This is a genomic window from Streptomyces sp. NPDC045967, assembly GCF_056430495.1.
On sequence record NZ_JBWKLE010000012.1, the window covers coordinates 47,492 to 65,608 of the forward strand.

Consider the following 18,117-nt stretch of genomic DNA (forward strand, 5'->3'; position numbering starts at 1 on the left):
CACCCGGCGGGCCGAGTAGGCCACTGATGCGAGTCCAGGCGTAGTCGCGGAATCCGGCCCCGTAGCGCTCGCTGAAGGCTTGCACGGCCACCTTCCCCCGACCCGCCGGCTCCGCGGGCGCCCTCCCCCGCCACCCGAAGGGGCCCACCCGGCGCCGGTCGCCCTTGCCGCCCTGGCCGGCGCCGCCCAGCCACCGCCGGGGTGGCCCACCAGGCGCGGTCGAGCGCGGACTGCTGGAGCGGGCCGTTGCCGACATTGTCGAGAACGCCGTCAAGTACAGCCTCGACGGCCGGCCCGTACACGTCTTCGCGAGCGCCCTCGCCCACCGGTCGAACTTCCGGATCGTCGACCGCGCCCTAAGTCCCCGACATGGTCTCGCCCTGCCCATCGCCGGCACCGCTCCCCCGGTCACCGCGAACCACCCGCCCCCGCCGGTCACCTGACGTCCGTACGAGCCTCACCCGCGCGCAGGAGCCGTCCGGCGCCCCGGCATCCCCCACCGGAGAGCCGGACGGCTCCTCTTTTTCGATCACCCGGCTCGTGCCGGCGATGCCAGGCTGACCGTCGGGTCGATCACACGGCGCCTTCCCGGACCTCGCGGGCGAGCTGTGCGCAGCGCTGCCGGGCGGCGGCGATCTGCTCCCGGTCAGTGGACCGCAGCCCCTCGCGCTCCCGAGCGAGCCGGCCCTGGGCCGCCCGGGCGCCTCGGATCATCTGCTGGTCCGGGTGCGGCTGGGCCTCCTCGGCGGCCGGGGTTGCGGAACCAGCTGGTGGTGTCGCCGTGCAGGCGTACTCCCGTGGCGGCTCGGGGCATGCCGCCGGGGCCGTACACTCGGTCCATGAGTCCTAGGGGTGCGGTGACGGCGAGTCCGCGCATCGCCTCGGCTCCGTACCAGGCCGCCGCTCTGGCAGGACAGCGCCTCGAAGTCGCGCTCCGCGCCATGGCGCCGCAGTCCGGCCTCCGCGCGCTCCACGGCCACGGTTAGCCGGCTTTCCCCTCATACCGCAGGGCCCGTTTCGGTTCGTCCGCTCGGCAGGTTGAGCCGGGGCGAAACTCCGCCGACCGGTGGGGCCCGGCCGTGTGGCTCATGTGAAGCAGCGGCAAGCGCGAACGCCGGACATCGGCTGGAGCGACCTCCGGCGGCCCCGATCCGGTGCTGTTCCTCCCTTGGCGCATCCGAAGACTCCGCCGGCAGCGCGAGACCTCTCGCCCACAGCTCGCCACGGACCGTTCAACGTCACCACCGCAGCGTCCGGCATGCCGCCGGTCCTGCCGTCCGGCGACGGTCGCACGAACAGGGCCGCGCCGCAATCGAAGGAAGCACTGTGAAGCTCAGCGACTTGCTGGCAGGACACGACCACGTGGTACTCGCAGGTGACACCGAGCAGGCGCTGGTCACCGCGGGAATGACCTTCGACGCCCACCGGGTGACCTCAGGCTCACTGTTCATCGCCGTGCCCGGCCACCGGGCGGGCGGCCCGGAGTCGGTCGGAGCCGCCATCGCGCGCGGTGCTGTGGCGGTACTCGTCGAAAGCGAACCGCCAGACCTCCCCGCATCGGTGCGGGCGTCCGCGCCCGGAGTCTGTCTGGTCCGGGTGGCGGACATCCGGAAGGCTGCCTCGCTCACCGCCTCTCGCTACCACGGCGAACCGGGACGACGGATGGACATGGTGGCGGTCACCGGAACCAACGGGAAGACCTCGGTGTCGTACATGGTCGAATCGGTGCTGCGGATCGCCGAGAAGGCGAAGATCGGAGTGATCGGGACGGCCGGCAGCCGGATCGGCGACGAGTCGATCCCGATGCCGCCGTCGGTCCTCACCACCCCGGAAGCGCCCGATCTGCAGTATCTGCTCGGGTACATGCGGGACCGCGGGGCCGCCGGCGTGGTGCTGGAGGCCACCTCGATGGCCCTGCTGACCCACCGGGTGGACCACGCCTTCATCGACGTGGGGATCTTCACGAACCTGACGCAGGATCACCTGGACGATCACGGAACGATGGTGAACTACCGGGACGCCAAACTGCGCCTGTTCCAGGGCCTGTGCCGGCACGCGGTGGTCAACGCCGACGACCCGGTCGGAGCCGGGATCCGAGAGCTGATGCCCGACGCGGTGACCACATACGCCCTTGACACCGCCGAGGCCGACTACCGGGCGACCGATATCGACATGGACGCCTCGGGCACGCGGTTCACCCTGCACCACGACGGCCACACGTATCCTGCGTCGATCCCCGTGCCCGGCCGGTACTCGGTGGCCAACGCGCTCGCCACCGTGGCGGCTTGTCACGCCTTGGGACATGACCTGTCCGGACTCGTCGCGGCGCTCGACCGGATGCCTCCGGTCCCGGGCAGGTTCGAACGCTTCCAGACCCCGGGCAAGACCTCGGTCATCGTGGACTACGCCCACTCCCCCGACTCCCTGCACAACGTCCTGACCACCATCCGGGGCTACGCCGCCGGCCGGGTCATCACCGTCTTCGGCTGCGGTGGAGACCGCGACACCACCAAGCGCGCGCAGATGGGCGAGATCGCCGGAACCCTCTCCGACCTGTGTGTCCTCACCTCGGACAACCCGCGCACCGAGGACCCCGAGGCGATCCTCGACCAGATCACCCCCGGCCTGGCCTCGACCGGCACACCGTTCGAACGATTCACCGACCGCCGGCTCGCGATCGCCTTCGCCCTGGCCGCTGCGGGTCCGGACGACACGGTCCTGGTCGCCGGGAAGGGCAGCGAACCTCACCAGATCATCGGCGACGAGCTCATCCCGTTCAGTGACATGGCGACGGTACGCGAGCTCGCCGGCCGCTGAAGCGTGTACGGACGCTCATCTGACCAGCGCCGCCAGCAACGGGCTCCTGGTGCGCCCCGTGCGGGCGTAGTGGGCTCGGCGGCGGGCGGCGTGCACGCTGCGCCGGGCCAGGCAGAGCTCGCCTGCGGGGACATGGCAGGTCGGACAGGCTTCGGCGAACGCACCGTGCCGGAACCGGCGGTGTGTCTCGTACGCGGCGTCCAGGGCGGCATCGCAGACGGAACCCGGTGTCAGCGCTGGGGCGGTACTCACGGAGGGGCATCTCCTCACACAGGGGGCGCGGCGGCCGCGGGCCTCACGCTCCGCACGTCGGACAGGCGGTTCTCTCCCGCATACCCCCAACGGAGCAGTTCAACGGGGGAAATGGGGGGCGTCCGCTGCCCTACAGGGCCGCGCGAGCCCGGTGCCGGTAACCGGGCCCCTCACCCCTCCCCCTCGGAAAGCTCCTTCCGCTCGGTGTCGGCGGCGAGGAGGGCGTAGGTCTCCGTAAGGACGAGGAGGGCCTTGGGCTGGTGCTGCAAGCCGGTGACGGTGAAGCGTCCGCCTGCTCCCGTCAGCCTTCGGCGCACAGGAGCAGAAGTTTGAGGCCGCTGGAGTCCATGAAGAAGACTCCGGACAGGTCCAGCTGCAGACTCCGGCCGGTCAGAGGGATCGTGGCTGCGATTTCGGCGGCTTCCCGGAGCTGGGGGTAGGTCTTGATGTCCATGTCGCCGGAGACGGTGATCACGGTGTGGTGGCGGTGCTGCTGTGTCACAGCGATGAAGTCGTTCACGGTTCACCCCTCACTCGGGGTCGAGCCCAGCACGCCCCCGGCGAGGAGCATCAAGCTTCCACCACCCGGCGCCGGGGGGCGCGCGAGGAGGTCATGAGACGGCTCTGCCCTCGGGGGGAGGGGGAGCCCTTTGCCTCTGGGTCTGGGGCGTGGGTCAGGCGTGGCTGTGGTGATGGTGCTTGTTACCGGTGACCAGGCGGTGGACGGCGAAGGGGGTGGCGACGCCGACGATGGCGGCGATCCAGGTGGAGAGGTCGAAGAAGCCGTCGATGGAGTCGACGCCGAAGACGACCTGCCCATGGCGTGTGTCTCCTACCTCGACCTACAAGGTTGTTGTCAGTGATCGTGTGCACCGATACGGCGCGTTCAAACGCCCCGTACTTCCGATCGACGGAGTTCAGGGCGGGCGAGTGACCGCGGCGTCCCGGGGCTTGGGAATCGCCAAGTCGCCGGCGCCGCTCCGTGGCCACCCCTCCCGACCGGGGCGGGCGCCTCTGGCCGTAGGACCGCCCGCGCACCGTGGCCGGCTCGTTGCCACGGGCTTCGCGGACCCGCGACCTCCTGCCCGCCTGGTACGCCGGCCGTAGATCGCGATCTTCATGCTTGAGCGGCTTGTCGTCGGTAGTGGCTGGTCCGGGGATCGGGCTGGTGGCGGCGTCGCCGAGGGGACCAGCCAAGCCGGTGGACAGGGTCAAAGACGCGTTGGATGACGAGCGTGATGAACCGTCGTTGGACCTCGTTGCAGGTGAGCGGTACCAGGTCGTCGGGCGAGGGATGACGGTCCTGTTCGTTCGCCCGGACGACGGCGAGGTTGCGCGGCAGGTCCGACAGCAGGCCGAGTGCCAACTTCCGGGTTCGGAGCCGGAATTTCGACTCGTGTGAACCGTCCCGATACCCGGCTCATCAGGCGCTCGAACGCCTCCGGCCAGCGGGCAGGGTTTACGCTGTGACTGCGGCCACCGCGTGATCTTCGGTTTCACACCGATGATCAACGGTGGCCGCACCCCGTCTCCACAGCGCGTCAGGCTCGCGCAGCGCCTGTCTGCCGTCCTGTGTCTGGAGGACTTGTGCAACGTGGCGAGGTCTGGTGGGTCCAGTTCGACGAGCGGAGGTTGGTCGTACTGCTGTCGGGAGACGACGCGTCCGGGATCCGGGTGATGCAGGTCGTCGCTCCGGCGGGCGTCGACGTCAGCGGTCTGGGCATCGAAGTGAGGGTGGGCGCCGGTGAAGGAGTGCCGTTCGAAGGCGTGCTGCGGCTCGCTTTCCGGCGTCCAGGCTTCACCCCGTGCACATGGCTGACCACGGTGTCACGGGACGACCTGATCGAGCGGGCGGCCGTCCTGTCCTCGGCGAAGCTCAGCGAGATTGACGATGCCCTCCGACTCGCTGAACAAGCGCAGGAGCAGACCCCGGCGACGACCGCGAAGCTCAGCGCCATCAGGGACGCCCTCCGTCTCGGTGCGTTCGGGTAGAGGGAGAGGGAGCAGACGGCCTCGGCGGTCTGGGCCAGATGGTCGGCGCTGTCCGACGGTCGCCTCGGCGCCCCTCACCATCGAGATCACGCTCTACGGCTGGAGTACCAGGGCGCCCGGAAAGCCCACCCGACTCGGACGGCATAGCCGGCGCGGCCGGGGGCAGGTGGTGACGGTATGAATGCGTCCACACCCAGCAACGAGACCTGCGACCTCACCGGTCGACGCGGGGTCATCAGTGCCCCGGGCCACCCCCCAGGGCCGCCGGCCACCGCGGCGGAAGCCCGTGACCAGGTGAGTGCCCTGCTGCAGCGCGCGGGTATCAGCCTCGACAGCGTCGTCGCCGCCGACGCACTCCTGGTCGCCTCTGAACTCGTCAACAACGCGATCCACCACGGCGGCGGCATCACCGCCTTCCGCAGCGACATCACCGACGACACCCTCTACCTGACCGTCGGCGACGAAGACCCGCGCGCCCCCACTCCCCGCACCGTCACCCCCGGCGCGCCGGGCGGCTACGGATGGACACTCGTACAACGACTCACCCAGCACATCGACATCACCCACCACCCCCAGGGCAAGACCATCACAGCCAGCCTGCACCTGAACTGATCCCCAGCCGACCCCGCGACCGCTCCCGGGCTCACCTCCCGCACGCCCCCGGCCGGACTCGGCGTCAGTGGACGACGGAGCGGCCCCGGTCCAGGCGCTGCCCGTTGACGTGCGCCTCTCCGCGGAACAACTCACCTCCCAGCAGGTCGTTGAGCACCGTGGCCGCCGGTCCGGCACCGGCCAGCACGATCGGGGTGCGCACCCTCGTGCAGCTGCGGCGACGAGCGCTCGGCCGCCGAGGGGTGCGGTTCCGCCGCACTGACGGCCAGAGACCCCCGTGGCGGCGTCAGGCGGTCGCGGCAACGCCGATGCCGACGCCGATGCCGATGAACAGCCATCCGGTCGTCAGCTCCCAGCGGCGACGGAACTTCGGTCGGGCGAGCAGCGACCGCAGGCGGGTGGCACCGGCGACGAGGGCGAACCAGTAGACGATCCCGATGAGGACGTCCAAGGTGCCGAGGAAGAAGATCTGCCAGGTAGCCGACCCACCGCCGTTGACGAACTGCGGCAGGATACTGAGGAAGAACAACGCCGCTTTGGGGTTGAGCACGTTGGTGAGAAAACCCTGCGCAAAGCCGGAGCGCCACCGGTGCCGGGCGGAGTCGGCGTCCCCTGCGCGTTCCGACGCTGCTCGTTCCTCGATGCGCGTAGGCGCCGCTCCCCCGGCGGACTGCTCACGAGCGGCCCGACGCGCTGCCAGCACCGCCCGGACCCCGAGGTAGACGAGGTAGGCCGCGCCGAGCAACCTGATGGCGTCGTAGACCATCGGGGAGCGCGCGGCGATCAGCGCCAGGCCGGTGGCGGCCGCGAGCATGTGCACGCAGAGCCCGGCCTGGGCACCCAGCGCCGCGGCCCGGCCCTTCGAGGGGTGCTCGGCCGCCGACCGGAGCACCACGAGGAAATCCGGCCCCGGCACGACGTATGCCACCAGCACGACACCAAGGAACGCAACGAGGTCCACTGACATCCATCCTCCGGAGATGGCGCGTCCAGGAGCCGGAGCACCCGGCACTGTTGCTCTCTTGTGCCCCGTAGGAGCAGATGCAAGACGGTGGCGCCCCTTCAGGAGCCGCCCTGGAGCCGTGGGGCGGACAACTCCCCCACCGGGCGCGGGTCGAGGAACGTCAGGACGCCCTGCCGAAACGCTGAAGGCAGCCCCCGGCCCTCGGCTCGTGACAGTCCGCGCCGACGTGGAGGCACCCACACGCAGTAAGTCCTGCTCGCCGCCACCGGGATCGAGAGGATCTTCGAGGGGAACGGCGCGCAGGCGGCCACACTGGGACCATGAGCGAGCATCGCCCCACCACTGACCAGACCAGCATCGGCTATACGCAGATCCATGCCGGCGCTCACCGATACCGCCACCACCTCCGCTACGAAAATCCGGCGGGCAAGGCGTGGACCAGTCCCGAGGGGCACTCACTGCGCACCGCGTCCGGGCTCACCGTCGTGACGTGCACCTGCGGCCTTGTCACCGAGGCTCTCCCCAGCGACGAAGCACGGCTCATCTACGAGGAACACCGCAACGCGATCCGCGACGAGACGGCCTGAGCGACAACCCCCGCCGCTCGGCAGCCACGTCGCCGCGGGCGGGGCCACCACGCGGTGTGACGCTTGTCGGGCGGGTGCGACCACCGAGTGTTCCGCATCCTCGGGCGGAGCCAACCTGCGGGACGCAGACGCATCACCACCGGTCGCAGAGAACAATCGGTGTCGTCCGGTGCCCGAGGCAGGACCAGGTGATCGCGCCGGCCGCGCGTGAGCTGCGGATGCGGCGCAGACGGGTGCCGAGGGAGGCAGTGGACCTGCTGCACACGGCCCGACCGTGGCCGGACGGGCGGTCGACCGCGGACGACCGGCCGGTGCGGGAAGGACTTCTCTCCGACCGGTGGCTGGATGCCGTTCTCGGCCGCCAGGCCGGTCAGCCGGTCCCGTCCGAGCGCCTCCACCGTCGACGGGCACGACCCGGGCTCAGGACCCGAAGACGCGCAGCACGAGCGAAGCTTCGGGCAGGTCTTCGGGGTCGCCGGCGATGCCGGTCAGGGGCATCAGGTGCCCGCCGGCGCAGTCGCCGGGCTGCTGATGGTCGATCTCCCACTCCCAGCCGGCCGGAGCCGAGAAACGCGTGGCGTAGAGAGGTTGCCGGCAGGAGCGGCACCAGTAGAACGTGCGCGCCATCACCCCTCCGTCCTGACACGCGGAGTCGGAAGACAGGCGGCGGCTGCGGGCGACGGCCCCCAGGCGGGCACGCGGGCGCTGACCGGCTGGCGGCGGGAGCCCCACCGGAGAAAGCGGAATCGATCATTCACATCGGCTGAAACGATCCGGCAGCCTTCACGTCACCCTCCAAACGGTGACCATGCACCCACCGAAGCATTCGACGCAGCCGATACCGCGATTCGGTTCGCGGTGGTCATCGCCTCCTGCTCGGCCGTCCGGCGGTTGCCCCGGCCTCGGCCGTCAGCGCCTCCGGACGGCTTCGACGCGAAGGGACATGTCGTGCGCCGCCCGCACGGCGGGATCACCGGCCTCCAGCAGTTCGGCCACGGTCCCAGCATCGGGGACGGCGAACCTGACCGTCTCAGGGGTCGTCCCCATGCGCAGGAGCTCAAGGCTCTCGTGGCACGCGGCCATCATGGCGTAGAAGCGCACTTCACGGTCGTACGCCACCTGGACGGCGGGCATGCTCCGTGCGTCGTAGTGCAGGGATGACACCGGCACGGCGTTGTAGCCGCGGGACACCCGCCCGAACCTGCCCGTGAGGGTGTCGATGTTCAATCCGTTCAGACCGAACGCGCAGTGAGTTCCGGCAGTTCCAGGAGTTCTGCCAGCCCGTTCCGCAAGTCGCCTTGGTACGGGGATTGCGGTACTGCCGGCCTGGACGCCCGGGCGGGACCCCCCGACGGAGCGAGGCGTCGGTGTCCGGGGCCGGCTGCCGGCGCGGCTTCCCTTCTTCAGTAGATATGCCGTTTACAGCGAATAGGTGACGGTCCGTGGCATTCGAGTGATTTCGGGACGGGCATTGCACGCAGCCGCATGCATACGAGACGACACTCGCCAGCGGGTCCCGTTGATCATCGCAGCGCGGGCGGACACCTTCGCCCCGGGCCCGGCCACAGCTCCAACCAGGCTGACAGAAGAGCCCCGAACCGGAGGTAGAACGCCCGTGGTGGCGAACGGAAACCCCACCGTCAGACGACGCCGGCTGGGTGCGGAACTGCGTCGGCTCCGGTTGGCCCGCGGCCTGACGAGTACACAGGTGGCCGAGCGCCTGATGATCTCCCAGCCCAAGATCAGCCACCTGGAGAACGGCCGTCGCGCCATCAAGCCCCGCGACGTACGGGACCTGTGCAACCTCTACGACGTCGCAGACCCGGAGGTCGTCGACTCACTGATGCGCATGGCCGGGGAAGCGGAGCAGCAGGGGTGGTGGGTCGCCTGCGGCGAAGTCCCGTACGCCGTCTACATCGGCCTGGAGACGGCGGCCTGCTCGATCCGCTCCTACGAGCCGCTGGTGATCCCGGGTCTGCTGCAGACCGCCTCCTACGCCGCGGCGGTCATCGAGGAAACGATCCCTCACGCCAGCCCCGGGGAGATCGCCCTGCGCCACGACATCCGGCTCCGCCGGCAGTCCCGGGCCCACCACCCCGCCCGGCCTTTGCGCTTATGGATCGTCCTGGACGAATCCGCACTGCGCCGCGTTGTCGGCGATTGCGAGGTCATGCGCGGACAACTCGAGCACCTGGCGCGGCTCGCCGCGCAACCGCACATCACCGTGCAGGTGATCCCGCACACCGCGGGAGCCCATCCGGGTGTGGCCGGGCAGTTCGCCATCCTCCACTTCCCGGACTCCCCGCGGACGGGAACGGTGTATCTGGAACGCTTCACCAGCGACCTCTACCTGGAGAAGAGGTCCGACGTCCAGCACTACACCACCCTGTACGAGCACCTCCAGGCACACGCACTGAGCCCGGACCGCAGCCGCCACTTCATCAACGAGACCGCAAAGCTCTATGCCTCGTGAGTCACGGGATCTCCCCCGCCGCCGGGGCGGCCGGGCCGAGGCCAGGCCGCTCCGGCTCTGGCATCAAGCCGGTCTCAGGTCGGCGGGCCCGCGGACCGCAGGAGTGGGCGGCCGGCTCCTCACCCGCCGGATCGGGGGCAGGGAGCCGGCCGCGGTGATCTGTGCCGCCGAGCCGGTCCGCCTCGCGCGCGCGGGGCCGGTTCAGCGGTGGCGGGTCACAGTGCCGGGTGGGCGTTCTTCAGGAGCTCCTGGAACTGGGCCGAGAACCACTGGCCCGAGAGGGGGGCGTTGGGCAGGGCGCCGGACATGCTGTTTCCGTTGCGCGCGTTGCCCGTGTACGTGGGATCGCACATGCGGTCGAAGCCCTTGCCCTCGTCGTTCGGGATCTCGGTGCTCGACCCGTCCGACTCGCCCGGGGGCTTCATCCACACGTACGCGTCGATCCCCGCGGCCGGGGCGGCCTTCGGCCGTTCGCCGAGCCCGGCTCCGGACTGGTTGCACCAGTTGCCGAGGTGGATGCGCCGGTCGTAGCGACCGCCGTTGACGTACGTGTCGACGTTCGTCAGCGCGCCGGGCCCGGTCGGCCGGGCCGTGCCGCCCCAGCCGTTGCGGGAGGTGTCGACCAGCATGCCGAGGTTGGCGTCGAAGCCGAGGGATACCAGCTTGGACCGCATGGCCTGGGCGTACGACAGCTCGTCCGTGTACCGGTTCCAGTCGACCCACTTCGACTGGCGCACGGAGGTCCCGTTGACCGAGTCCTCGATCCTGAAGTGATCCTCCTTCAGGGCGCTGTAGTTGGCGGTGTTCACGATGAACCCGTGCACCTTGGAGAGCGTGGACCCCTCGGCGGTGGCCGCCTGCTTGAACAGCTCCGCGGAGGCACCGAAGTTGTCGTCCCAGCCGAGCCAGCCGTGGTGGCCCGCGTCCACGTAGTTGTAGACGTTGGCGATCGACCCCAGCTTGTTCAGGGCGTAGCCGACGCCCTTGATGTAGTTGCCGTTGGCCTTCATCACGTCGCAGTTGGGGGTGGCCGTCGGGCGCCCGGAGACGTTGGTGACGAGGTTGGGCAGCGAGTCGATCTCCACCGTGGTGACGATGCGGAGCCCCGCGTACTTTGGATCGGCGAGGATCGCGGCGATCGGGTCGATGTACTGCGTCTTGTACCTGTCGATCTCGGTCGGGCCCAGCTCGCCGTTGGAGGCGAGCGCGGCGCAGTCCCGACCGGGCAGGTTGTAGATCACGAGCTGTACGACGAGCTCGCCGCTGCCCTTCTGTACCAGCGCCCGGTCCAAGTGGGCGCGCAGACCCATGCCGCCGTTCACACCCGCGATGGCGGCGGTGCGGTCCAGCCAGACACCGGTGGGCTGGTTGGACACCTTGGTGCCGCCCGGCTCGGCGGCTGCCTTGGCGGACCACTCGGGATTGACGTACACCTTGGCGCCGGCGTACGGGTTGTCGGCCTTGCCGCCCGACGGCGGCGGGGTGGTGGGCGGGGTCGTCGGCGGCTCGGTCGGCGGCGTCGCACCGTTACAGGTGACCCCGTTGAGCTTGAAGGTCGCGGGGACGGAGTTCGTGCCGCTGTAGGAACCGTTGAAGCCTAAGGAGGTGGAACCGCCCGTGGCCAGGTTTCCGTTGTAGGAGAGGCTCTTGGCGGTCACGGCTGTACCCGCCTGGGTGATCGTGGCGTTCCAGCCCTGGGTGACCCTCTGGTCTCCGGCGTAGGACCACTCCAGGGTCCACGCGGCGATCGGGTCGCCGGTGTTGGTGACGACGACGTTGGCGCCGAAGCCGGAGTTCCACTGGTTCGTGATCGTGTACTCGACCTTGCAGCCGGCGGCGGCGGCTCCGGCGGTCGCGGTCATGACGGTGGCGGTGGCGCCGGTCGCGGTGATCAGCCCGAGGGCCGCCAGCAGGGCGGTGCGGCTCGTGGTGCGGGTCGTTGTGCGGCTCATCGTGGGGATGCCTTTCAGTTCAGGGCGCGTAGGCGGTCGCGCAGCCCGGTGCCGAACGGGGTGGGTGTGCCGTCGTACGAGGTGATCAGGGCCGGACCCGAGGAGCAGTTCCAGGTGTTCCAGGTCCAGCCGAGGTAGGAGAGGGCGCGGGCGTCGAACCACGCCATGACCCGGTCGATGAACGCGTGGGCGCAGGTGTTCTCACCGATCTCGCCCGCGACCAGGGGGACCCGGGCGGCGACCGGGGCCAGGGTGCTGTCCCAACAGGTTTCGTTGACACAGGTGTTGAAGTTGTACACGTGCCAGGCCGCGGCCAGGTTCCCCGTCGGGTCGGTGGGGGCGTGGGCGAGCCACTGGCTCAGGTCGTTGGAGTAGGCGATGCCGGGCACGAGCACGACATTGCGTGCCCCGGTCGCCCGGACGGCGTCCACCAGGTCCTGCATGCCGGCGACCTCGTAGCCGATGCCCGGGCAGGTGCCGCCGTCGCGCCAGCAGCTCCACGCCTGCGCGGGGGTGGAGGTCGCCCGGTCGGGATACGGCTCGTTGAACAGGTCGAAGACGACCCGCCGGTCGTTCTTGAAGGTGTTCGCCACCGAGGTCCAGAAGGCCGGGGTGTACTGGGCGTCCGGCATCGGCTTCTGGCAGGAGGCGTGCACGTCGGCGCACCCCGAGGAGTTGCCGGTGTACTGGCCGTACGTCCAGTGCAGTTCGACGATCGGGGTCATGCCGTGGGCCAGGACCCGGTCGACCAAGCCCTTGACGGCCTGGATGTAGTTCGCGCCCCGGTATTCCGGCTTGATGTTGGCGTGGCCGAGCCAGCATTCCTCGTTGAGGGGGATGCGGACGGTATTGGCCTTCCAGTCGGCGATGGCGCGCACCGAGGCGTCGTCGACGGGACCGTCGAAGATGCCGTGCCCCTGGACGCACATGAACTCCGCCCCGGAGCGGTTGACGCCGAGGAGGCGGCGGATCGCGCCGTTCCGGTCGGTGAGCCGGTTGCCGGTGACGCTCAGTTCGGGCGCCCCGGAGACCGGGTCGGGAGGCTCGGTCGGTCCGGTGGGGGTGGGTGTCGGTGAGGTGGGTGTCGGTGTCGGTGAGGTGGATGTCGGGTCCGGTCGCGGGCCGGAGGTGCAGGGTGCTCCGTTGAGCGTGAAAGCGTTGGGCGCGGTGTTGGCTCCCGACCACGAGGCGATGAAGCCGGCCGTGACACCGGCGCCGGTGCCGAGGGTCGCGTTCCACGCCTCGTTCGCGGCCGTGACCGCCGGCCCGGTCTGGGACCACTTGGCGCCCCAGCCCTGACTGATGGCCTGACCCGCGGGGAAGCCGAAGCCGAGGCTCCAGCCGTTCAGCGCTGAACCGTTGTTGGTGACGGTGACCGAACCCTGGAAACCGCCGGCCCACTGGCCGACGACCGAGAACTCCACCGTGCAGACGGGTGCGGCCGCGGCTCCTGAGGCCGTACCGATGGCGGCGAACGTACCGCTCGCCATCACGAGCGCTGCTCCGGTGAGCAGCGCGGACAGACGCGGGGGGTGTCGCATGAGCGACTCCTTGCAGCGAGGGCGCGTCCTGATGACGCGCCGACTGACGGAATCGCTCCCACTGGTTGGGCCAGACCGTAGCGGCAACCGGCGCCAAGCAACAGAGGGGTTGCGGAATTTGCCGTCCGCATGGCTTCGACTCTTCGCACGCCTTGACGGCGTGAAGTCCGCCGAGGAGAGTGGGAGCGCTCCCACTGGTTCAGGACTTGTGCTCGGCTGTCTCGTATGCGCCTTCTGTCTCGCTGACGACCACGGAAACGAGGAACCCCATGAAGCCGGATCCTCCGCCCTGCCCCTCTGCGCAACCCCTGCCCTGGCGGCCGACGCCTTCGCCGCGCTGCCCGGCGGCACGGCCACCGCCCCGGTACACAACCGTCGTTGAGGAGATGGGGCCGTACCCGCGGTTCCCCGATCAGATCCGGGAAGCCCGGGTGGCACAGCGGTGTACCTGGCGCCTGGGCATCGGGCGCGACCGGAGCCGTACCGTCAGTACAGGCCCATGCGTCGGGCGGTGTCCTCCCCGTGCCGCATCCGCTGGTGGGCGTCTTCGCCGAGGGCGGTGAGCACTCCGGCGACGACCGTCTCGATCACGGCGAGGGTGGGAACCAGGCTGTCGTACGGGGAAGGGGCGGCGACCTGGCTGGGCAGGACCACATCGGCGTGGGTGGAAGCAGGCGAAAGCCACATGTCCGTGAAGAGGATCACCCTGCCACCCTCGGCCTTCACGAGTTCGGCCATCGCGGCCTTGTCCTGCTCGTAGCGCCGGTAGTCGAAGACGACGAGGACGTCACGCCGGTGGAGGGCCGCGAACACGGCGGTGCGTTCGACGTCGCGGTCGGGCAGGAATCGCACGTCGTCACGTAGTTGCATGAGGTGCAGGCCGAGGTACTGGGCGAACAGGTTGGTGAAGCGTCCTCCGGCCAGGGTGATGCGGCGTTTGCTGTCGGACAGCAGCCTGATGGCGTGCTCGAGGTCGTGCGGGGGCAGTTCGGCCAGGGTCTGTGCCACGGCGCCGCTGAAGACGTTGCTGCCCCGTTGGAGGAGGGAGAGGTCCTCGTCCGGTCCGCCCTTCCTGTGACCGTAGTCGGTGGCCTCGTACAGGGAGAGGGGGGAAGCGTTGCGCTCGTCGAGCTCGGCGCGCAGCGCGGCCTGGAAGTCGGGGAAGCCCCGGTACCCGAGCCGGTTGACGAAGCGCAGGACGGTCGGGGCGCTGACGGCTGCCCGCTCTGCGAGCACGGCCATGGTCTCGAAGCCCGCGGAGGGATAGCCGGCGAGCAGCACGCGCGCGACCTTGCGTTCGGCTGGGCTGACGTCGCCCAGCTTGTGGCGGATCTCGTCGGCGAGCGTGCCAGGGGCCATGCGCGGGTCTTCCTTCGGGGTTGGGCGGCAGGAGTACGAGGTGGCGGGTCGAGCCTACTGCCGCTGATCGGGGGTGGGGCCGGCCGGATTCCCTCCCGGTGTCCGGCCGGCCCGGTCGTCCGGGCCTGCTCAGGGCGGAGTCACTCCGGAGCGACGGCTATGCGCAGGCCGGTGACGGTGCGCGCGGTGGTTCCATCGGTGGTCCAGGCGACGAATCCGGCCGGCTTGCCGAAGGTCACGGTGTAGCGGGGTCCGTCTTCGAACGTGGTGGCGGTCGCCGTGTGCTGGGAGCTGCTGGCCGCGAGGGCGCGCGCGGTACTCAGGAAGGAGTACGGGACGCCTGTGGGGTTGGCCGCTGAATGGAAGACGTCGGGGTTCGCGGGGACGGGCGGGGCGGCGGTCGGTGTCAGGGGGCCCTTGTCGGGGGCGGGCAGGACGCGCCGGTGGTTCGGGTCGTAGCGGTCCGCGTCCGTGAGGTAGCTGTAGCGCGCTCCGGTGAGGGACCAGGCTCCGGAGGATGCCTTGTGGGTCCGGGCGTGGCGGAGGTCGAGGACGGCAACGCCGCGCGGTCCGAGGACACGCAGTCGCTCGTGCGGTGTGCCGGGAGCGTCGACGACGAGGGCGGTGTTCTCCTCCAGGGCGTACACGCGGTCGTGTCCGGTGTCGGCGGCGAGGCGCAGGGCCCTGCCTTCGCGGCCGTAGGCGCCGGTGTGGGTGTCGATCAGTCCCGAGCGCAGGAAGCCGAATCCGCCCTCGGGCAGGTAGCCGAGCCGGGTCGGGTCGTCGAAGTAGCCCGGGCTGCTGCCGTCGCGCAGTCCTTCGTACGAGTCGCCTCCGGTCACCATGTCGGCTCCGGCGGCGATCTGCGCTCCGGCACTGGAGCCGGATACGACCGCGCCGGCCGCGAGCTTCGCGCGGATCGCGGCGAGGACCTTCGAATCGGTGTGGGCGGAACCGTGGAGCAGCGTGGTGACGTAGCGGTACTGGTCGCCGCCGCCGAAGAAGAAGCCGGTCATGGAGTTGACCTGCCGGACGACGTCGTCGGAGTCGGCGTTGGCGATGTGGTCGAGGTCGACGGGGATCCACTGGGCGTCGGCGGCTCCGTGCCGCTCGAACAGGCCGGCGTAGTGGTTCCCGTTGCACTCCGAGTTGTTGCACGCGTCCGGATCGGCGGCGTGCGGATCCCGGCTGGCGGGGACCGAGGCAGCGGTGATCACTCCGATCTTCGCAGAGGCTCCGCCGGCCCTCTTGATGATCTCGCCGTAGATCTGGGTGTTGTCCGCCTTCAGTCCCCCTCCGACGAGGACGAGGGACCCCCGGTCGCCCGCATGGCGGGTGGTGTCGGCACCGGCCGGCGGGGCGAGGGCGAGGGTGAGCAGGAGCACGGTGCCACCCGCGAGCGAGGTGCGGCGGATTCCGGTCGGGACGTGCATGGGGTGCCTCCTGTGGATGGGGTGGATGGGCCGGGACCGCGGCGGCGCGGGCCTGCCGCGGTCCCGGGCGGGCCGGCAGCCCGCTGCGTGGGGAGGGACCGGGCTGCCGGAGCCGGGTCCCGTACCGGGCAAGGGCGCGATCACACCGGTACGGGACGATTCGGAGTCCTCATCCGGTGCGGCTGTCGCCGAGGTCGGTGATGAGGGACGCCAGGAGCGCGACGCGGACGGGAACGGTGGAGGCGTCCAGCCATTCCTCGGGGGTGTGGTCGGCGCCACCGACCGGGCCGAAGCCGTCCAGGGTCGGCACGCCGATGCCTGCGATGACATTGGCATCCCCCACGCCGCCGGTCACGGCGCCGCCGAGCGCGACCCCGAGGTCAGCGGCGATCTTCCTGGCCCGGTCGAACATGCGGCGCGAGGCGGGAGTGTCCTCCATCGGCGGGCACAGGTCCAGCTGCTCCACCGTGGCGGTCGTACCGGGTACGGCGGGCCGTGCGGCGGCGGCTTCGATCGCGGACCTGGCCGCCCCGATGCCGGCGGCGGTGGCCGAGCGCACCTCGACCCGCATTTCGGCTTCCGGGCAGACGATGTTCGCGCGGGTGCCCGCGCGGACGACGCCGACATTGACGGTGACGTCGTCCCAGCGGCCGTTGAGCGCCTGGAGGGCCACGACCAGGTGGGCGGCCGCCAGGGCGGCGTTCGCGCCGCGCTCCGGCTCGATGCCGGCATGGGCGGCCCGGCCGGTGACCGTCACCCGGAAGTCGGCGACGCCCTTGCGGGCGATGACCACGTCGCCGTTCTCCCGCGCGCACTCCAGGGCCAGTGCGTAATGGGCTCCGCATGCCGCCGCCTCCGTCGCGGGCCGACTCGCGGGTGAGCCGATCTCCTCGTCGGGGGTGGCGAGGAAGACGATTTCGGCGTATTGACGGGCTCCGGTCTCGTGAAGGATGTCCAGGGCGGTGAGTCCCGCGAGGAGGCCCCCCTTGTCGTCGCTGACGCCCGGCCCTCGCGCCATGCGGCCGTCGAGCGCGAAGGGCCTCATCGAGGCGGTGCCGTCCTCGAACACGGTGTCCAGGTGAGCGACGAGCAGGACACGCCGGCCGCCCTCGGCGACGGGCAGGTCGCCGCGCCTGCGGGCGACGACCACGTCGCCGACCGGCTGGCCGTGGAGGGGGGCCGGGGCTATCCGCTCGACGTCGAATCCGAGCCTCAGCAGCCGTTCCCCGGTCCAGTCGGCCATCCGGTTGACGCCTTCCGGGCTGTAGGAGCCCGAGTCGATGGCGACCAGCTGGGCCAGGTCGGCGAGGTAGCCCTCCAGGCGCGCCTCCGCGTACGGGAGCAGCTCGGTGGTGCGCAGCTGCTCCGGCGAGGGGGCGCTCACAGGACCTTGGAGAGGAACGCACGGGTGCGCTCCTGGCTGGGTTCGACGAGAACGTGGCGGGGATCCCCGGATTCGACGAAGACGCCGTCGTCCATGAAGACGGCGGTGTCCCCCACTTCGCGGGCGAAGCCGATCTCGTGGGTCACCACGACCATCGTCATGCCGTCGGCGGCGAGCCGGCGCATCACGTCCAGTACGTCCCCGACGAGCTCAGGGTCGAGCGCCGAGGTGGGTTCGTCGAAGAGCATGAGCTTGGGCTTCATCGCCAGGGCGCGGGCGATGGCGACGCGTTGCTGCTGTCCGCCGGAGAGCTGCGCCGGGTAGTGGCCGGACCGGTCTGCGAGGCCCACGCGTTCCAGCAGTTCGTGGGCGTCTTCCCCGGCCTGGGCCTTGGTGACCCCGAGGACGTTGACCGGTGCCTCCATGATGTTTTCCAGGGCGGTCATGTGGGGGAAGAGGTTGAAGCGCTGGAAGACCATGCCGATGTCGCGGCGTCTCGCGGCGACTTCCCTCTCCCGCAGTTCGTGCAGCCTGGGACCGTTCTGGCGGTAGCCGACGAGGTCGCCGTCGACGGTGAGTCTCCCGCCGTCGACCCGGTCGAGGTGGTTGATGCAGCGCAGGAAGGTGGATTTGCCCGAGCCGGAGGGCCCCAGCAGACAGCACACCTGGCCGCGTTCCACGGTCAGGTCGATTCCCTTGAGGACTTCGAGTTTCCCGAAGTGCTTGCGCACTCCCTGGGCGTCGACCATGG

At 70.4% G+C, this 18,117-nt stretch carries 19 protein-coding genes and 3 pseudogenes; 7 read left to right on the top strand and 15 right to left on the bottom strand.

The window, feature by feature from the left end; all coding sequences use genetic code 11:
* Nucleotides 1-206 precede the first annotated feature (206 nt).
* A pseudogene (locus tag AC07FY_RS22340) lies at nt 207-443 on the top strand (hypothetical protein); the annotation flags it as partial.
* A 130-nt stretch (nt 444-573) separates the two neighbouring features.
* Here AC07FY_RS22340 and AC07FY_RS22345 read toward each other — a convergent pair.
* A complete protein-coding gene (locus AC07FY_RS22345) occupies nt 574-714 on the bottom strand; it encodes a hypothetical protein (protein ID WP_479008815.1) in 141 nt (46 codons plus the stop codon).
* A gap of 125 nt (nt 715-839) precedes the next feature.
* Between AC07FY_RS22345 and AC07FY_RS22350 the strand changes: the two genes are divergently transcribed.
* Nucleotides 840-986, top strand: a complete 147-nt coding sequence (locus AC07FY_RS22350; protein WP_479008817.1) for a hypothetical protein — start codon at nt 840-842, stop codon at nt 984-986.
* Between the two features lie 340 nt (nt 987-1,326).
* Complete coding sequence (locus AC07FY_RS22355) at nt 1,327-2,817, top strand: UDP-N-acetylmuramoyl-L-alanyl-D-glutamate--2,6-diaminopimelate ligase (protein WP_479008819.1); 1,491 nt, start codon at nt 1,327-1,329, stop codon at nt 2,815-2,817.
* A gap of 15 nt (nt 2,818-2,832) precedes the next feature.
* Here the strand turns inward: AC07FY_RS22355 and AC07FY_RS22360 are convergent, their stop codons facing one another.
* The 4 genes and pseudogenes from AC07FY_RS22360 to AC07FY_RS22375 all read right to left on the bottom strand — a co-directional run.
* Nucleotides 2,833-3,069, bottom strand: a complete 237-nt coding sequence (locus AC07FY_RS22360) for a hypothetical protein (RefSeq protein ID WP_479008821.1) — start codon at nt 3,067-3,069, stop codon at nt 2,833-2,835.
* A 301-nt stretch (nt 3,070-3,370) separates the two neighbouring features.
* Nucleotides 3,371-3,589 carry an STAS domain-containing protein gene (locus AC07FY_RS22365; RefSeq protein ID WP_479008822.1) on the bottom strand — a complete coding sequence of 73 codons (219 nt, stop codon included), beginning with the start codon at nt 3,587-3,589 and terminating at the stop codon, nt 3,371-3,373.
* 154 nt (nt 3,590-3,743) lie between these two features.
* Nucleotides 3,744-3,887 (bottom strand): annotated as a pseudogene (locus tag AC07FY_RS22370) (GlsB/YeaQ/YmgE family stress response membrane protein); the annotation flags it as partial.
* A 299-nt stretch (nt 3,888-4,186) separates the two neighbouring features.
* Nucleotides 4,187-4,399, bottom strand: a pseudogene (locus AC07FY_RS22375) (IS701 family transposase); the annotation flags it as partial.
* A 257-nt stretch (nt 4,400-4,656) separates the two neighbouring features.
* Between AC07FY_RS22375 and AC07FY_RS22380 the strand changes: the two are divergent.
* Both AC07FY_RS22380 and AC07FY_RS22385 read left to right on the top strand, forming a co-directional pair.
* A complete protein-coding gene (locus tag AC07FY_RS22380) occupies nt 4,657-5,061 on the top strand; it encodes a type II toxin-antitoxin system PemK/MazF family toxin (protein WP_479008824.1) in 405 nt (134 codons plus the stop codon).
* A 177-nt stretch (nt 5,062-5,238) separates the two neighbouring features.
* Nucleotides 5,239-5,673: an ATP-binding protein gene (locus AC07FY_RS22385; protein WP_479008826.1), complete on the top strand. Its 435-nt coding sequence runs from the start codon at nt 5,239-5,241 to the stop codon at nt 5,671-5,673.
* A gap of 64 nt (nt 5,674-5,737) precedes the next feature.
* On the opposite strand, the gene AC07FY_RS22390 is transcribed toward AC07FY_RS22385, so the two are convergent.
* Together AC07FY_RS22390 and AC07FY_RS22395 are read right to left on the bottom strand one after the other, a co-directional pair.
* The gene (locus tag AC07FY_RS22390; protein WP_479008828.1) at nt 5,738-5,875 is read right to left on the bottom strand and encodes a hypothetical protein; all 138 of its coding nucleotides are present in this window, start codon (nt 5,873-5,875) and stop codon (nt 5,738-5,740) included.
* A gap of 84 nt (nt 5,876-5,959) precedes the next feature.
* Nucleotides 5,960-6,640: a LysE family translocator gene (locus AC07FY_RS22395; RefSeq protein ID WP_479008830.1), complete on the bottom strand. Its 681-nt coding sequence runs from the start codon at nt 6,638-6,640 to the stop codon at nt 5,960-5,962.
* Between the two features lie 317 nt (nt 6,641-6,957).
* On the opposite strand from AC07FY_RS22395, the gene AC07FY_RS22400 reads away from it, so the two are divergent.
* A complete protein-coding gene (locus AC07FY_RS22400) occupies nt 6,958-7,224 on the top strand; it encodes a hypothetical protein (protein WP_479008832.1) in 267 nt (88 codons plus the stop codon).
* A 420-nt stretch (nt 7,225-7,644) separates the two neighbouring features.
* Here AC07FY_RS22400 and AC07FY_RS22405 read toward each other — a convergent pair whose 3' ends face one another.
* Complete coding sequence (locus tag AC07FY_RS22405) at nt 7,645-7,851, bottom strand: hypothetical protein (RefSeq protein WP_479008834.1); 207 nt, start codon at nt 7,849-7,851, stop codon at nt 7,645-7,647.
* A 282-nt stretch (nt 7,852-8,133) separates the two neighbouring features.
* On the bottom strand, nt 8,134-8,451 hold the full coding sequence (locus tag AC07FY_RS22410) for a hypothetical protein (protein WP_479008836.1): 318 nt from the start codon (nt 8,449-8,451) through the stop codon (nt 8,134-8,136).
* Between the two features lie 388 nt (nt 8,452-8,839).
* On the opposite strand from AC07FY_RS22410, the gene AC07FY_RS22415 reads away from it, so the two are divergent.
* A complete protein-coding gene (locus tag AC07FY_RS22415; RefSeq protein ID WP_479008837.1) occupies nt 8,840-9,697 on the top strand; it encodes a helix-turn-helix domain-containing protein in 858 nt (285 codons plus the stop codon).
* A 215-nt stretch (nt 9,698-9,912) separates the two neighbouring features.
* On the opposite strand, the gene AC07FY_RS22420 is transcribed toward AC07FY_RS22415, so the two are convergent.
* The 6 genes from AC07FY_RS22420 to AC07FY_RS22445 all read right to left on the bottom strand — a co-directional run bounded on the left by AC07FY_RS22420 (nt 9,913) and on the right by AC07FY_RS22445 (nt 18,115).
* Nucleotides 9,913-11,649: a glycoside hydrolase family 6 protein gene (locus tag AC07FY_RS22420; RefSeq protein ID WP_479008839.1), complete on the bottom strand. Its 1,737-nt coding sequence runs from the start codon at nt 11,647-11,649 to the stop codon at nt 9,913-9,915.
* A 14-nt stretch (nt 11,650-11,663) separates the two neighbouring features.
* Nucleotides 11,664-13,190 (bottom strand): cellulase family glycosylhydrolase, encoded by a 1,527-nt coding sequence (locus tag AC07FY_RS22425; protein ID WP_479008841.1) that lies wholly within the window; start codon nt 13,188-13,190, stop codon nt 11,664-11,666.
* A 486-nt stretch (nt 13,191-13,676) separates the two neighbouring features.
* Nucleotides 13,677-14,549, bottom strand: coding sequence for a MurR/RpiR family transcriptional regulator (locus AC07FY_RS22430; RefSeq protein WP_479008843.1), 873 nt, complete (start codon nt 14,547-14,549; stop codon nt 13,677-13,679).
* A 140-nt stretch (nt 14,550-14,689) separates the two neighbouring features.
* Complete coding sequence (locus tag AC07FY_RS22435; RefSeq protein ID WP_479008845.1) at nt 14,690-15,982, bottom strand: cyanophycinase; 1,293 nt, start codon at nt 15,980-15,982, stop codon at nt 14,690-14,692.
* A 169-nt stretch (nt 15,983-16,151) separates the two neighbouring features.
* Nucleotides 16,152-17,366 carry a M20 family metallopeptidase gene (locus AC07FY_RS22440; RefSeq protein ID WP_479008847.1) on the bottom strand — a complete coding sequence of 405 codons (1,215 nt, stop codon included), beginning with the start codon at nt 17,364-17,366 and terminating at the stop codon, nt 16,152-16,154.
* On the bottom strand, nt 17,363-18,115 hold the full coding sequence (locus AC07FY_RS22445) for an amino acid ABC transporter ATP-binding protein (RefSeq protein ID WP_479009079.1): 753 nt from the start codon (nt 18,113-18,115) through the stop codon (nt 17,363-17,365). The genes AC07FY_RS22440 and AC07FY_RS22445 overlap by 4 nt, the downstream gene beginning before the upstream one ends.
* Nucleotides 18,116-18,117 lie beyond the last annotated feature (2 nt).

Excerpts from the sequence above, each read along its gene's own strand:
- AC07FY_RS22345 (WP_479008815.1), bottom strand. The coding sequence starts at position 714 with ATGATCCGAGGCGCCCGGGCGGCCCAGGGCCGGCTCGCTCGGGAGCGC.
- AC07FY_RS22350 (WP_479008817.1), top strand. The coding sequence starts at position 840 with ATGAGTCCTAGGGGTGCGGTGACGGCGAGTCCGCGCATCGCCTCGGCT.
- AC07FY_RS22385 (WP_479008826.1), top strand. The coding sequence starts at position 5,239 with ATGAATGCGTCCACACCCAGCAACGAGACCTGCGACCTCACCGGTCGA.
- AC07FY_RS22395 (WP_479008830.1), bottom strand. The coding sequence starts at position 6,640 with ATGTCAGTGGACCTCGTTGCGTTCCTTGGTGTCGTGCTGGTGGCATAC.
- AC07FY_RS22400 (WP_479008832.1), top strand. The coding sequence starts at position 6,958 with ATGAGCGAGCATCGCCCCACCACTGACCAGACCAGCATCGGCTATACG.
- AC07FY_RS22405 (WP_479008834.1), bottom strand. The coding sequence starts at position 7,851 with ATGGCGCGCACGTTCTACTGGTGCCGCTCCTGCCGGCAACCTCTCTAC.
- AC07FY_RS22420 (WP_479008839.1), bottom strand. The coding sequence starts at position 11,649 with ATGAGCCGCACAACGACCCGCACCACGAGCCGCACCGCCCTGCTGGCG.
- AC07FY_RS22425 (WP_479008841.1), bottom strand. The coding sequence starts at position 13,190 with ATGCGACACCCCCCGCGTCTGTCCGCGCTGCTCACCGGAGCAGCGCTC.
- AC07FY_RS22430 (WP_479008843.1), bottom strand. The coding sequence starts at position 14,549 with ATGGCCCCTGGCACGCTCGCCGACGAGATCCGCCACAAGCTGGGCGAC.
- AC07FY_RS22435 (WP_479008845.1), bottom strand. The coding sequence starts at position 15,982 with ATGCACGTCCCGACCGGAATCCGCCGCACCTCGCTCGCGGGTGGCACC.
- AC07FY_RS22445 (WP_479009079.1), bottom strand. The coding sequence starts at position 18,115 with ATGGTCGACGCCCAGGGAGTGCGCAAGCACTTCGGGAAACTCGAAGTC.